This window comes from Stenotrophomonas sp. SORGH_AS_0321 (genome assembly GCF_031453215.1).
GTDB lineage: Bacteria > Pseudomonadota > Gammaproteobacteria > Xanthomonadales > Xanthomonadaceae > Stenotrophomonas > Stenotrophomonas chelatiphaga.
The window spans coordinates 1,687,553-1,702,201 of sequence record NZ_JAVIZG010000001.1; the positions used below are offsets into that span (position 1 = coordinate 1,687,553).

Below are 14,649 nucleotides of genomic sequence, written 5' to 3' on the forward strand. Positions count from 1 at the left end.
TTTTCGCGCCGACGTCGGCGTTTTTTCACTTCCAGGAATGCAACACATGAAGATGGGAATGCGTGGCGCTGCGGCGTCGGTTCTGATTCTGGCGATGGGCACCACCGGCGTGGCGCTGTCGCAGCAACCTGCTGCCGCCCCGGCAGCAGCCAAGGAGACCAGTAATTTGAATTCCAAGCAGAAGCTCGGCTATGCCATCGGCGGCGACGTCGCCCGTTCGCTCGAGGCGATCAAGTCGCACATCGACCTGGCCGCCATGCGCGAAGCCGTGCAGGCCACCTTCGATGGCAAGCAGCCGCTGATCACCCAGGCCGATGCGCAGAAGACCGACACCGCCCTGCGTACCTCCATGGCGATCGCCAATGGCCAGCAGGTTCCGGGCCAGGCGCCGGGTTCGGCGCCGCCGAAGGTCGACAACCGCCAGGTAGGCCTGATGCTGGGCAGCTACATGGTGGGCCCGTCGCTGGCCGAGCTGAAGGGTGACATCGAGCTGGACGCCCTGTTCGACGCGGTCAAGACCGCCTTCGATGGTGGCCAGCCGAAGCTGAGCCAGGAAGAGGGCGCGGCGATCCTGCAGTCCTTCATGGCCACCAAGCAGGCTGAAATGCAGGCCAAGGCCGCGCAGCTGGGCCAGACCAACCGTCAGGAAGGCAATGCGTTCCTGGCCAAGAACAAGACCGTGCCGGGCGTGGTCACCACCGCGTCGGGCCTGCAGTACCAGGTCATCCGCCCGGGCAGTGGCGAGCGTCCGCTGCCGAGCAGCAAGGTCAAGGTGAACTACGAAGGCAAGCTGCTGGACGGCACCGTCTTCGACAGCAGCTACCAGCGCGGCCAGCCGGTTGAGTTCGGCCTGGACCAGGTGATCAAGGGCTGGACCGAAGGCGTGTCGCTGATGCCGGTGGGCTCGAAGTACCGCTTCTGGATTCCGGGCGAACTGGCCTATGGCGAGAACGGCACCCAGGGTGGCCCGATCGGCCCGAACGCCACGCTGACCTTCGACGTCGAACTCATTTCCGTGCAGCCGTAAGGCACGCACGCGCCCTGCCATACCCGCCGGGATACCGGCGGGACTGGCGATCCATGTCATTGGCCGGGGACGATCAACGCATGTCTGAAATTTCATCGAGCGAACGCGAGCAGGCGCTGGAAGCGCGCCTGGTCGAGCTGGAAATGCGTGTCTCCTTCCAGGAGCAGGCGTTGGCCGAGCTGAGCGAAGCGCTGGCCGATGCACGCATCGAGGGCTCACGCAACGAGGGCCTGATGCGGGTATTGCTGGAGGACCTGGGCAAGGTCCGCAACGCGCTGTATTCCTCTGATCCGGTGGATGAGCCGCCACCGCCGCACTACTGATCTGTCCTTATGAGCGATACCCTCCGCGACCAGCTGATGGGCCTGGGCTTCAAGCCCGCGCCGAAGCCTGAACGCAGTAACGACCGAAAGCCGGACCGCAAGCCGGAGGCGCGCCGTGATGGGCGACCGGGTGGCGGCAAGCCGGGGCAGGCCGGTGCCCGCCCCCACCAGGGCAAGCCGGGCGATAACCGTCCTGCGTCGTCCCGCCCGGGCAATCCCGGTAACCCCGGCAACCGTCCGGGGATGCGCCCGCAGGGTGCACGCAAGCCACGCTCGCAGGAAGAGATGGACCTGGCCAAGGCCTATGCCATCCGTGCGCAGCGCGAAAAGGAAGAGCGCATCGAGGCCGAGCGCCAGAAGCAGGAAGACGCACGCGTGCGCCGCGAGGCGAAGGCGAAGCTGGAACTGCTGCTGAAGGATGCTTCGTTGAACGTGGAAGAGGCCGACATCGCGCGGCACTTCCCGTACGGCGGCAAGATCAAGCGGATCTACGTCACCGCCGACCAGCTGAAGGCACTCAATGCCGGCGAGCTGGGCGTGGTGCAGGTGGCCGGCCGCTACATGCTGGTGACCGCGGAGATGCTGGCCCAGGCCGAGGCGATCTTCGCCCAGGCCGTGGCGCTGAAGGTGGACCCGAACGCACCGGCCGAGGAGGATCCGTACGCCGATCCGCAGTACCAGGTGCCCGACGACCTGGTCTGGTAAGCGGCGCTAGCGTTCTGTCCGTTTTGCGCGCCGAGCATGGCTCGGCGCTACCGTGGCATTGGGTGCCGTTGGCTTATTCGGTGATCGGGCCGCCGACTTCCTGGCCTGCCTGCCACACCGCGTGGATGCTTCGGCTGTTCTGGACGTCGGCCAGCGGGTCGGCATCCAGTACCAGCAGGTCGGCGCGCTTGCCGGCGGCGATCCGCCCGCGATCGGCCAGCCCCATCAGGTCGGCCGCATCGGCGGTGGCGACCTGCAGCGCACGCGCCGGGGTCAAGCCGGCCTCTGTCAGCAGCTTCAGTTCGCGGTGCTCGGCAAAGCCGATCACCCGCTGCGGCATCGCGCCGGCATCGGTGCCGAAGCCCAGCTTCACGCCGCCGGCATGCAGGCGGCGCAGGTTTTCAAGGTTCATCGCAACGGCTTTGCGCGCGCCGGGGATGTTGGCACCCGCCAGCTGTTCGCTCTGCCACTCGGGCTGCTGCCAACGCTCGCGTACTGCCACCGGCAACGCGGCGCGCAGGAACGGGGTCTGCAGCGCCTGCGGATTTTCCGCATACCAGTAATTGGCTTCGTCGATGTTCAGCGTGGCGATATAGCCGGTGCCCTGTTCGCGCATCTTCCGCACCAGCATCGGGTCGACCGCACGGTCGCGGATGCCATGGGCGATGATGTCCACCTTCGCATCGACCAGCGCCTTGGCCTGGTCCAGGTCATGGATGTGGGCAGCCACCTTCAGCCCGCGCGCGTGCGCTTCGCTGATCGCGGCGCGGAAGATCTCCGGCGGCATCATCGGTACCTTGCCGCCCAGGTTGTCCACCCACAGTTTGATCAGGTCCACGCCATCGGCCTGCTGGCTGGCTACCGCAGCGCGTGCTTCCTCGGCGTTGCGCGGACGGGCCACGGCGTCGCGTTGCAGCCCCATCGCCGCTGCGGGCGGTGCGCCGTCCACCGCACCGATGCCGCCGCCGGCACCGTACAGCTGCGCGCCCAGCCGCGGGTCTGCATTGACCTCTTTGCGGATGGTGAAGAAGTCATGGCCGTTCATGCCCAGCGCGGTGACCGTGGTGACGCCATAGCGCTGGAACTGGCGCAGGTCGCGCACCACGTTGTCGCGGGTGTAGAAGCGGTCACCGTGCTGCAGGCCCTCGGTGTTGCCGACGTGCGCGTGGTCGCTGACCAGCCCGGGAAGCAGGGTCTTGCCGCGGTAATCGATGCGGCGTGCAGCGCTGGCATCGGCGGGCAGCGGGCTGCCGACATGCACGATGCGCGTGCCGTTGATCAGTACCGGGGTGATGCCGAGATCGCGGGTTCCATCGAACACGCGGGCGTTTTCCAGCAGCACCGGCGCGGCGGCGGCGGGCAGGGCAGTGGCGGTGAGCAGCAGGGCCCACAGGCGGTTGGGTCGCATCGGCGGTTCCAGGTTGGGGTTACCCCGAGCCTAACCCGCGTGCCGCGATATCGGTAGCGCCGACCCACGGTCGGCGAGCGCAGCGGCCGCTTGCGGAGGGCATCCGCCGAGCACGGCTCGGCGCTACCATTCGCCACGATATCGGTAGCGCCGACCCAGGGTCGGCGAGCGCAGCGGTCCGGCTGTTACTCCGGATCGTAATCCAGGTTGGAGGCCAGCCAGCGCTCTGCCTGCACGCGGTCCACGCCCTTGCGCTTGGCGTAGTCGGTGACCTGCTCGCGGCTGACCCGCCCGACCACGAAATACTGGCTCTGCGGATGGCTGAAGTAGTAGCCCGACACCGCCGCGGTGGGCAGCATGGCGAAGCTTTCGGTCAACTGCATGCCGGCGTTGCCCTGCGCGTCCAGCAACCGGAACAAGGTGTCCTTCTCGCTGTGCTCCGGGCAGGCCGGGTAGCCGGGAGCAGGCCGGATGCCGCTGTATTTCTCGGCGATCAGCGCATCGTTGTCGAGGGTCTCGTCGTTGGCATGGCCCCAGAACTCCTTGCGCACGCGCTGGTGCAGGCGCTCGGCCAGGGCTTCGGCGAAGCGGTCGGCAAGTGCCTTGAGCAGGATCGCGTTGTAGTCATCATGGGCGGCTTCGAAACGCGCGACGTGCGCATCGATGCCGATACCGGCGGTCACCGCGAACGCGCCGATCCAGTCCTGGCGGCCACTGTCGGCGGGGGCGATGAAGTCGGCCAGGCAGAAGTCTGGACGCTCGGCCGGTTTGTCGACCTGCTGGCGCAGGAAGTGCAGCGTGGCCTCACCGTCAGGGTGCTGTACGTGCACGTCATCGCCCACGCTGTTGGCGGGCCACAGGCCGAACACCGCGCGTGCCTGCAGCCACCGCTCTTTGACGATGCGGTCGAGCATCTGCCGGGCATCGCGATACAGCTCGCTGGCCTGGCTGCCGACGATCTCGTCGGTAAGGATCGCCGGGTACTTGCCGGCAAGCTCCCAGGCCTGGAAGAACGGCGTCCAGTCGATGTAGTCCACCAGCTCGGCCAATGGATAGTCATCGAACACATGCAGCCCGGGCTGGTTCGGCGCCGGTGGCACGTAGTCTGCCCAGCCGCCGTCGAAACGCTGGCCGCGTGCATGGGCCAGGCTGACCAGCCGCTTGGCATCGCCGCGGTTGCGGTGGCGCAGGCGGATGTCGGCGTAATCGGCTTCGTTGGCCGCCACGAACGCGGCGCGCAGGTCATGCGAGATCAGGGACTGGGCCACACCTACGGCGCGCGATGCGTCTTTCACCCACACCGTGGGCGCCTTGTAATGCGGGTCGATCTTCAACGCGGTATGCGCGCGCGAGGTGGTGGCGCCGCCGATCATCAGCGGCAGCTCGAAGCCCTGGCGCTGCATCTCGCGGGCCACGTGGCTCATCTCTTCCAGCGATGGGGTGATCAGGCCGGACAGCCCGATGATGTCGGCGTTCTCGGCGCGTGCGGCGTCCAGGATCTTCTGCGCCGGGACCATGACGCCCAGGTCGATCACCTCGAAGTTGTTGCAGGCCAGCACCACGCCGACGATGTTCTTGCCGATGTCGTGCACATCGCCCTTGACCGTAGCCATGATGATCTTGCCGTTGCTGCGCGCCGTGTCGCCGCTGCGCAGTTTTTCCGCTTCGATGTAGGGCAGCAGGTAGGCCACCGCCTTCTTCATCACCCGCGCCGACTTGACCACCTGTGGCAGGAACATCTTGCCGGCACCGAACAGGTCGCCGACCACGTTCATGCCGTTCATCAGCGGACCTTCGATGACATCCAGCGGGCGCGTGGAGGCTTGCCGCGCTTCTTCGGTGTCCTGTTCGACCCAGGCATCCAGGCCGTGCACCAGCGCGTGGGCCAGGCGGTCGGTGACCGGCTTTTCACGCCATGCCAGGTCTTCGACCCGCGCCGCGCCCTTGCTGCCTTTGTAGCGTTCGGCGATCTCCAGCAGGCGCTCGGTGCCATCGGCCCGGCGGTTGAGGATCACGTCCTCCACGCGTTCGCGCAGCTCCGCGTCCAGGTCGTCGTAGATCGGCATCGCGCCGGCATTTACGATGCCCATGTCCATGCCCGCGGCGATGGCGTGGTAGAGGAACACCGAGTGGATCGCCTGGCGCACCGTCTCGTTGCCGCGGAAGGAGAAGGACACGTTGGACACGCCGCCGGACACATGGCAATGCGGCAGCGTGCGCTTGATGATGCGGGTGGCCTCGATGAAGTCCACCGCGTAGTTGTCGTGCTCTTCGATGCCGGTGGCCACGGCGAAGATGTTCGGATCGAAGATGATGTCCTGCGGCGGGAAGCCGATCTCGTCCACCAGGATGCGGTACGCCCGCGTGCAGATCTCGACCTTGCGTGCGCAGGTGTCGGCCTGGCCGGCTTCGTCGAAGGCCATCACCACCGCGGCGGCGCCGTAGCGCAGCACCTTGCGCGCATGCTCGCGGAACAGGTCTTCGCCTTCCTTCAGCGAGATCGAATTGACCACGCTCTTGCCCTGCAGGCATTTCAGCCCGGCTTCGATCACGCTCCACTTGGAGGAATCGACCATCACCGGGATGCGCGCGATATCCGGCTCGGACATGATCAGGTTGAGGTAGCGCGTCATCGCCGCTTCCGAATCGATCAGGCCTTCGTCCATGTTGACGTCGAGGATCTGCGCGCCGCTGGCCACCTGCTGGCGCGCCACGTCGACCGCTTCCTCGTAGCGTTCTTCCTTGACCAGTTTGCGGAACTGCGCGCTGCCGGTGACGTTGGTGCGCTCGCCGATGTTGATGAACAGCAGGTCTGGGGTGATGACCAGCGGTTCCAGTCCGGACAGGCGGGTGTGCGGGGCGGTGCTCATGCCGCCTGCTCCCGGGCATCGGGCAGCGCACGCGGCGGCAGTCCGGCGACGGCCTCTGCGATGGCGCGGATATGCGCCGGGGTGCTGCCGCAGCAGCCGCCGACCAGGTTCAGCAGGCCGTCGGTGGCGAAGCCGTGCAGGGTGGCGGCCATTTCCTCGGGGGTTTCGTCGTACTCGCCGAACGCATTGGGCAGGCCGGCGTTGGGATGGGCGCTGACATAACAGCCCGCCACCCGGGACAGCGTCTCCACGTGCGGGCGCATCGCATCGGCGCCGAGCGCGCAGTTGAGCCCGATCGACAGCGGTCGGGCGTGCGCCAGCGAGGCATGGAAGGCTTCGGCGGTCTGCCCGGACAGGGTGCGTCCGGAGGCATCGGTGATGGTGCCGGAGATCATTACCGGCAGGCGCGCGCCGCGCGCATCGAAGGCTTCTTCCACCGCGAACAGGGCCGCCTTGGCGTTGAGGGTGTCGAAGATGGTTTCCACCATCAGCGTATCGGCGCCTCCATCGATCAGGCCATCGATCGCCTCGCGGTAGGTGCCGCGCAGTTCGTCGAAGCTGGTGTTGCGGAAGCCGGGATCGTTGACGTCCGGGCTGATCGAGGCGGTACGGCTGGTCGGCCCGAGCACCCCGATGACGAAGCGCGGCTTGTCCGGCGTGGTCGCTTCCATCGCATCGCAGCAGGCACGCGCGACGGCGGCGCCGGCCTTGTTCAGTTCGTACACCAGGTGCTCGAGGTGGTAGTCGGCCTGGCTGACCGAGGTGGCGTTGAAGGTATTGGTCTCCACCAGGTCCGCGCCGGCCTGCAGGTATTCGGTATGGATGCCGGCGATGATCTCCGGCCGGGTCAGCAGCAGCAGGTCATTGTTGCCTTTCAGGTCCTGCTCCTGCACCGGACCGTGGTCGCAGCCGGCGCCATGCACGTGGCCGGCGGCCCGGGTATCCACGCCGCCGATGAAGCGCTCGCCGCGGTAATCGTCTTCCTGCAACCCATGGCGCTGAATCATCGTGCCCATCGCACCGTCGATGATCAGGATGCGTTCGCGCAGGGCGCTCAGCAGGGCAGTGGCACGTTCGGGATGCAACCAGGGCAGGGCGGGCACGGCGACCTCAGGGTTTGTTGGCGATCAGCGAAATGACTTCGAAATGTGGCGGGCGCTTTTCGCGCGTCACCGTTTCCAGGCTCGACACCTGCAGCCCCGCCTTGTCGACGAACTTGCGCAGCTCCTTGTCACTGAAGCCGAGGTTGACGTGGCCGTAGGCATCCACCGCGGCCTTGTGCTCATGGCGGGCCAGGCTGCACAGCAGCAGGCGGCCGCCCGGGCGCAGCACGCGCGCCGCTTCGGTGACTGCCTGGGCCGGCTTGGCGGCGTAGGTGAGTGCATGCATCAGCACGACCAGGTCGAAGCTGCGATCCTTGAAGGGGAGGGCATGCATGTCGCCTTCGCGCACTTCCACATTGGGCAGGCGGCGCAGGCGTTCGCTGGCGGCGGCAACCACGCGCGCGCTGGTGTCGATGCAGACATAGCGGCTGGCATGCGGGGCCACCAGTTCGGCGAGCACGCCATCGCCGGAGGCGATATCCAGCACGTCGCCGGTTTCCAGCAGGGGCAGGGCGGTGCGCGCCAAGGCTTCCCAGGTGCGGCCCGGGGAGTAATGGCGTTCCATGTCACCGGCCACGCTGTCGGCCCAGTTCTGGTCGGCGGCACGGCTGGCCAGCACCGAGGCCACGCGTTCGGCATCCTGGCGCAGCAGCGGGTCGTCGCTGCCGGTGCTCAAGGCATGCCACAATGCGCGCTGTGCCGGGTCCAGCTGGGCGTCGTCGAAGCGGTAATACGCGGACACGCCCGCGCGGCGGTCGCGCACCAGCCCGGCTTCTTTCAGGCGGGCCAGATGCGTCGATACCCGCGGCTGGGCCAGCCGGGTGATCGCCGACAGCTCGGCCACGGTCAGTTCTTCCTGCTCCAGCAGCGCCAACAGGCGCACCCGGGTGGCGTCGGCGAACACTTTCAGCCGGGTCGACCAATCCTCGAGATCCATAAATATCCACCTATCGCGATAGAGAGATATTCTGGCCTCCGCAGCGTGAACGGTCAAGCAACCGCATGACGGCACGGTAGCGCCGACCCATGGTCGGCGAGCGCAGCGGTACGTGGGCGAAGGCGCAGGCAGTCGGCCGGGCAAGGCTCGGCGCTACCAGCGCGGCTTTCCCACAGGTCAACGGCGGTTCTGCCGATCCTTGTCCCGGCCCGATCGCCAGACTCTGGCTGCATGTCCAGTCGCCATCACCAGCGCGGCCGCTTCTCCCGCCCGGGCGGCATCTATGTCCTGACCACCGTGACCCGCGGACGCCTCCCGGTATTCGAGACTGCCGACCGTGCCCGTATCGTGATTGACTGCCTTCGCGACATCGAACGCGCCCGCATCAGCCATTCCTTCGCCTGGGTCGTCATGCCTGATCACGTGCACTGGCTGCTCCAACTGCGCCAAGGCACGCTGGGCGCCTGCATGCAACGGTTCAAATCACGGAGCAGCCGGCTGATCGGTCAAGCGGCGGGATCCGCCTTACGGCTATGGCAGCCCAGCTACTTCGAGCACGCGCTGAGGTCAGACGAATCGCTGCTCAAGCAGGCGCGCTACATCGCAGCCAACCCCGTAAGAGCGGGGCTTGTCGATCAATTGGGTGTCTATCCCTTTGCCTGGTGCCGCTGGCCTTCGGACCCCTGACGCACACGATACGGTAGCGCCGACCCATGGTCGGCGAGCGCAGCGGCGCGTGGGCACAGGCAGTCCGCCGAGCACGGCTCGGCGCTACCACGGGCGGCCGAACGGTAGCGCCGACCCATGGTCGGCGAGCGCAGCGGCGCGTGGGCACAGGCAATCCGCCGAGCACGGCTCGGCGCTACCCGGGCGGCCGAACGGTAGCGCCGACCCATGGTCGGCGAGCGCAGCGGCGCGTGGGCACAGGCAGTCCGCCGAGCACGGCTCGGCGCTACCACGGGCGGCCGAACGGTAGCGCCGACCCATGGTCGGCGAGCGCAGCGGTATGTGGGCACAGGCAATCCGCCGAGCACGGCTCGGCGCTACCCGGGCGGCCGAACGGTAGCGCCGACCCATGGTCGGCGAGCGCAGCGGTACGTGGGCGCCGGCAATCCGCCGAGCACGGCTCGGCGCTACCGGGCGGCCGAACGGTAGCGCCGACCCATGGTCGGCGAGCGCAGCGGTGTGTGGTCGCAGGCAATCCGCCGGGCACGGCTCGGCGCTACCGGGCGGCCGAACGGTAGCGCCGACCCATGGTCGGCGAGCGCAGCGGTACGTGGGCGCCGGCAATCCGCCGAGCACGGCTCGGCGCTACCCGGGCGGCCGGTCGGTAGCGCCGACCCATGGTCGGCGAGCGCAGCGGTGTGTGGTCGCAGGCAATCCGCCGGGCACGGGTTCAGTGCCCCAGTCAGCCGGGACCCGCTGCCCCCCAGTACAATTGGGGATTCATTACCCGGGAGGGGTCGTTGTGGAATTCAGCTTTACCGAAGAGCAGTTGATGCTGCAGGACGTTGCGCGCCGCATCGCGCAGGAAAAGATCGCGCCCAGCGCCGAGCACCATGACCGCACCGGCGAGTTCCCGCTGGCCAACATCCAGCTGCTCGGCGAGAACGGGCTGATGGGCATCGAAGTGCCGGCCGAGTACGGCGGCGCGGGCATGGACCCGATCGCCTACGTGCTGGCGATGGTGGAAGTCGCCGCCGGTGACGCCGCCCATTCCACCATCATGTCGGTCAACAATTCGCTGTTCTGCAACGGCATCCTGACCCACGGCAACGAGGCCCAGAAGCAGAAGTACGTGCGCGCCATCGCCGAAGGGACCGCCATCGGCGCCTTCGCGCTGACCGAGCCGCAGTCGGGCTCGGATGCCACGGCCATGCGCTGCCGCGCGGTGAAGCAGGCAGATGGCAGCTACGTGATCAATGGCAAGAAGAGCTGGATCACGTCCGGCCCGGTGGCCAAGTACATCGTGCTGTTCGCGATGACCGATGCGGACAAGGGCGCGCGCGGCATCAGCGCGTTCCTGATCGACACCGACAACGCCGGTTTTGGTCGCGGCAAGACCGAGCCCAAGCTCGGCATCCGCGCATCGGCGACCTGCGAGATCGAGTTCAACGATTACGTGGCGCAGGCTGAAGACCTGCTGGGCCAGGAAGGGGAAGGCTTCAAGATCGCGATGGGCGTGCTCGACGCCGGCCGCATCGGCATCGCCTCGCAGGCCATCGGCATTGCCCGCGCGGCGTATGAGGCCACGCTTGAGTACGTGAAGGAGCGCAAGGCGTTCGGCGCGGCCATCGGCACCTTCCAGATGACCCAGGCCAAGATAGCCGACATGAAGTGCAAGCTGGATGCCGCCCTGCTGCTGACCCTGCGCGCGGCGTGGGTGAAGGGCGAGGGCAAGCGCTTCAGCAATGAGGCGGCGATCGCCAAGCTCACCGCGTCCGAAGCGGCGATGTGGATCACCCACCAGGCCGTGCAGATCCATGGCGGCATGGGGTATTCGAAGGAAATGCCGTTGGAGCGCTACTTCCGTGACGCCAAGATCACCGAGATCTACGAAGGCACCTCGGAGATCCAGCGCCTGGTGATCGCCCGCAACGAAACCGGGCTGCGCTGACGCTTCGGCGTAAACGTGTGGGCGGGTGCGCGACCCGCTCCGCCCGCACGATCGCCTAGAATGCCCGTCCTCTCAAAACAGGTACGGGCATGGTCATCTACCGTGGTGCTGGTTTTTTCACCCTGCTGACACCGATCATCACAGTGCTGTTGTTGCTCTGGCTGTACCCCGATCCGTCCGTCGCCAAGGGCAACATCACGCTGCCGCAGTTCCTGCTGGGCTGTGGCATCGGTGCGGCCATCAACACGGTGCTGGGTTTCGTGCTCAATCGCCGACCACGTCCGGAGGGCGAACTGGCGCGGCATCACTTCTTCTTCCTGCCGATGCAGTGGCCCTCGTTGGCCATCGTGGTGGTGTGTGCGGCGGTTGCCGCGGCGCGCTGAAAGCAGGGCAAAAATGAAAAAAAGGCCCCGGATCGCTCCGGGGCCTTTTTTATCGGGAGCGTGACGGCCAGCGGCCGTCACTACCTCGCTCAGCGGTCGGGGCGGTGGGCGCCACCGGCTTCGTGCTGGCGCTCCACGAACTCCTTGGAGGGTTCGTCCAGCTTGTCGCCCAGCATGCGGCGGACCACGATGAAGAACACCGGGATCATCAGCAGGCCGAGGAAGGTGGCGAACACCATGCCGCCGATCACGCCGGTACCGATGGCGTGGCGGGAATTGGCGCCGGCACCGGTGGAGATGGCCATCGGGATGACGCCCATGATGAAGGCGAAGGAGGTCATCAGGATCGGGCGGAAGCGCAGGCGCGCCGCTTCGATGGTGGCATCGCGCAGGGTCTTGCCGGCCGCACGCTGTTCCACCGCGAACTCCACGATCAGGATCGCGTTCTTCGCCGCAAGGCCAATCACCGTGATCAGGCCGATCTTGAAGAACAGATCGTTGGGCAGGCCGCGGGCCATCGAGAACACCAGCGCACCCAGCACGCCCAGCGGCACCACCAGCAGCACGGCGACCGGGATCGACCAGCTTTCATACAGCGCGGCAAGGCACAGGAACACCACCACGATGGACAGCACCAGCAGCAGCGTGGCTGCGTTGCCCGCCAGGATTTCCTGGTAGGACATGCCGGACCAGTCGTAGCCGAAGCCAGCCGGCAGTTCGTCGCGCACGATGTCTTCCATCGCGGTCATCGCTTCGCCGGAGCTGCGTCCCGGTGCCTGCGAGCCGACGATGTTCACCGCCGAATAGCCGTTGTAGCGGCTCAGCGACGGCGGCGCCGACACCCATTCCGAGCGCACCACGGTGCTCAGCGGGATCATCGTGTTGGTGCCGTCGGCATTGGTATCCAGCGTGGACGGGCTGTAGAAGCTCTTCAGCGATGCTTCGCCGGTGCGGTACGGCGCATCGGCCTGCATGGTCACGCGCTTGATGCGGCCTTCGCTGAAGAAGTCGTTGACGTACACCGGGGCCAGCATCAGCTGGATGGTGCTGTACACGTCCGACACCGACATGCCCATCGCCTGCGCCTGCACGCGGTCCACGTGCAGGGCCAGCTGCGGGGCATTTTCCAGTCCGTTGGGGCGCACGCCGGTCAGCAGGTCACTCTTCTGCGCCGCTGCACCCAGCAGGGTGTTGCGGGCGTTGGTGAGCTGTTCGAAGCCGGCACCGGTACGGTCCTGCAGCCACATGTCGAAGCCGCCGAACTGGCCAAGGCCCTGCACGGTTGGCAGGTTGACCACGAAGATCTGCGCTTCCTTGATGCCATAGAACGCGCCGTTCATGTTGCCGATCAGCTCGGGTACGGTCACCTCACGGTCGGCCCAGGGCTTGAGCCGGATGAAGCCCATGCCCACATTTTCGCCGGAACCCACGAAGCTGAAACCTGCGATCTGCAGCAGGCCTTCGAAGCCCTCCTGCTTTTCCAGGATGCCACGCATCTGCGCGAACACTTCGTTGGTCTGGGTCTTGGTCGAACCCGGCGGCAGCTGCACGATGGCCAGTGCGTAGCCCTGGTCTTCTTCGGGCAGGAAGCTGCCCGGCATGCGCGTGAACAGGAACGCGCACAGCGCACCGAGCACCACGAACAGGATCATCCAGCGCGGGGCATGCTTCACCGCCGAGGTGATGTGGCCCACGTAGGTGCCGCTGATCTTGTCGTAGTACTTGTTGAAGGTGCGGTAGACGATGTTCGGCTTGTCGTTGTGCGTCGGCTTGAGGAAGGTCGCGCACAGTGCCGGGGTGAAGCCCAGCGCCAGGAACGCCGAGAATGCCATCGAAATGGCGATGGTCAGCGCGAACTGCTTGTAGATCTCGCCGGCCGCACCGCCCTGCAGCGCGGACGGGATGAACACCGCCGCCAGCACCACGGTAATGGCCACCACCGCGCCGGTGATCTGGGTCATTGCCTTCTGGGTGGCCTGTTTCGGCGCCATCCCTTCGTCGGTCATGATGCGCTCGACGTTCTCGATCACCACGATCGCGTCATCGACCACGATGCCGATCGCCAGCACCAGCGCGAACAGGGTCAGCTGGTTGATCGTGAAGCCGATCATCCACATGCCCAGGAACGTACCCAGCAGCGCGACCGGGATCACCAACGTCGGGATCAGGGTGGCACGGAAGTTCTGCAGGAAGATCAGCATCACCAGGAAGACCAGGATGATGGCTTCGATCAGCGTCTTGATGACCTCTTCGATGGAGATCTTGACGAAGGTGGTGCTGTCATAGGGAGAGAACCAGCTGACACCGGCCGGGAAGCTCGGCTGCAGCTCGTCCATCTTCGCGCGCACGGCTTCGGCCACGTTCAGCGCATTGGCGCCGGGCAGCAGCTGGATCGCGAAGGCACCGGTCGGCTTGCCGTTGTACTGGGTATCAAAGCCGTAGTTGCCGGCGCCGAAGCCGATGCGGGCGATGTCCTTCAGCAGCACGCGCGAACCATCCGGGTTGGCGCGCAGGATGATGTTCTCGAACTCTTCCGGAGTGCTGAAGCGGCCTTCGGCCGATACCGTGGCGGTGAAGTGCTGGCCGACCGGGGCCGGGTCCGAACCCAGCGAACCGGCGGCGAACTGCACGTTCTGCTCGCGCACCGCCGCCAGCACCTGGCTGGCGGAGAGGCCGTAGCCCTGCATGCGCTCGGGGTTGAGCCAGATGTTCATGGCGTACTCGCCACCGAACTGCTGGGTGCTGCCGACGCCGGGAATACGCGAGACCTGGTCCAGCACGCGCGAGGCGACGATGTCGTTCAACGCATCGCGGCTGATGCTGCCCGAATCCGAGCGCAGCGCCACCACCATCAGGAAGCCGGCGTTGGCCTTGGCCACCACCACGCCCTGCTGGGTGACTTCACTGGGCAGGCGCGGGGTCGCCAGCGAGACCTTGTTCTGTACCTGCACCTGGGCGATGTCCGCATCGGTGCCGGTTTCGAAGGTCAGGGTGACCGTGGCGCGGCCGTTGGACGAGGACGAGGAGCTGAAATACAGCAGGTGATCGATACCGGTCAGCTGCTGCTCGATCACCTGGGTGACCGACTTTTCCGTGGTGTCCGCGCTTGCGCCCGGGTAGGTGGCCGACACGGTGACCTGTGGCGGGGCGATGCTGGGGTAGGACTCCACACCCAGGTTGAGGATCGCGATCACGCCGCTGAGCGAGATCAGGATCGCTACCACCCAGGCAAAGACCGGGTGTTCGATGAAAAATTTAGGCATGACGGAGTTTTCC

Annotated in this window: 11 protein-coding genes; 6 read left to right on the forward strand and 5 right to left on the reverse strand. The window is 66.5% G+C overall.

All coding sequences use genetic code 11. The features are described 5' to 3' along the window. The first annotated feature begins 46 nt into the window (after window positions 1-46). From QE373_RS07375 to QE373_RS07385, 3 genes are all read left to right on the forward strand, one after another. On the forward strand, window positions 47-1,027 hold the full coding sequence (locus tag QE373_RS07375) for an FKBP-type peptidyl-prolyl cis-trans isomerase (RefSeq protein ID WP_057507952.1): 981 nt from the start codon (window positions 47-49) through the stop codon (window positions 1,025-1,027). 80 nt (window positions 1,028-1,107) lie between these two features. After that, window positions 1,108-1,350, forward strand: a complete 243-nt coding sequence (locus QE373_RS07380; RefSeq protein WP_309685121.1) for a SlyX family protein — start codon at window positions 1,108-1,110, stop codon at window positions 1,348-1,350. A 9-nt stretch (window positions 1,351-1,359) separates the two neighbouring features. Beyond that, complete coding sequence (locus QE373_RS07385; RefSeq protein ID WP_309685122.1) at window positions 1,360-2,055, forward strand: DUF2058 family protein; 696 nt, start codon at window positions 1,360-1,362, stop codon at window positions 2,053-2,055. Between the two features lie 73 nt (window positions 2,056-2,128). On the opposite strand, the gene QE373_RS07390 is transcribed toward QE373_RS07385, so the two are convergent. The 4 genes from QE373_RS07390 to QE373_RS07405 form a co-directional block, all read right to left on the reverse strand. After that, the gene (locus QE373_RS07390) at window positions 2,129-3,463 is read right to left on the reverse strand and encodes an amidohydrolase family protein (RefSeq protein WP_309685125.1); all 1,335 of its coding nucleotides are present in this window, start codon (window positions 3,461-3,463) and stop codon (window positions 2,129-2,131) included. Between the two features lie 185 nt (window positions 3,464-3,648). Continuing rightward, window positions 3,649-6,333 (reverse strand): methionine synthase, encoded by a 2,685-nt coding sequence (gene metH / locus QE373_RS07395; RefSeq protein ID WP_309685126.1) that lies wholly within the window; start codon window positions 6,331-6,333, stop codon window positions 3,649-3,651. Further along, window positions 6,330-7,436 (reverse strand): homocysteine S-methyltransferase family protein, encoded by a 1,107-nt coding sequence (locus tag QE373_RS07400; RefSeq protein ID WP_309685128.1) that lies wholly within the window; start codon window positions 7,434-7,436, stop codon window positions 6,330-6,332. The genes metH and QE373_RS07400 overlap by 4 nt, the downstream gene beginning before the upstream one ends. Window positions 7,437-7,443: 7 nt before the next feature. Next, window positions 7,444-8,373 carry a metalloregulator ArsR/SmtB family transcription factor gene (locus QE373_RS07405; RefSeq protein ID WP_057507946.1) on the reverse strand — a complete coding sequence of 310 codons (930 nt, stop codon included), beginning with the start codon at window positions 8,371-8,373 and terminating at the stop codon, window positions 7,444-7,446. Window positions 8,374-8,604: 231 nt separating this feature from the next. Between QE373_RS07405 and QE373_RS07410 the strand changes: the two genes are divergently transcribed. The 3 genes from QE373_RS07410 (at window position 8,605) to QE373_RS07420 (ending at window position 11,373) form a co-directional block, all read left to right on the forward strand. Then, a complete protein-coding gene (locus tag QE373_RS07410) occupies window positions 8,605-9,060 on the forward strand; it encodes a transposase (protein WP_309685129.1) in 456 nt (151 codons plus the stop codon). A gap of 781 nt (window positions 9,061-9,841) precedes the next feature. Then, window positions 9,842-10,990, forward strand: coding sequence for an acyl-CoA dehydrogenase family protein (locus QE373_RS07415; protein WP_309685131.1), 1,149 nt, complete (start codon window positions 9,842-9,844; stop codon window positions 10,988-10,990). A gap of 89 nt (window positions 10,991-11,079) precedes the next feature. Beyond that, window positions 11,080-11,373, forward strand: a complete 294-nt coding sequence (locus tag QE373_RS07420; protein WP_309685133.1) for a hypothetical protein — start codon at window positions 11,080-11,082, stop codon at window positions 11,371-11,373. Between the two features lie 89 nt (window positions 11,374-11,462). Here the strand turns inward: QE373_RS07420 and QE373_RS07425 are convergent, their stop codons facing one another. After that, window positions 11,463-14,636, reverse strand: a complete 3,174-nt coding sequence (locus QE373_RS07425; protein WP_057507942.1) for a multidrug efflux RND transporter permease subunit — start codon at window positions 14,634-14,636, stop codon at window positions 11,463-11,465. Window positions 14,637-14,649: the final 13 nt, after the last annotated feature.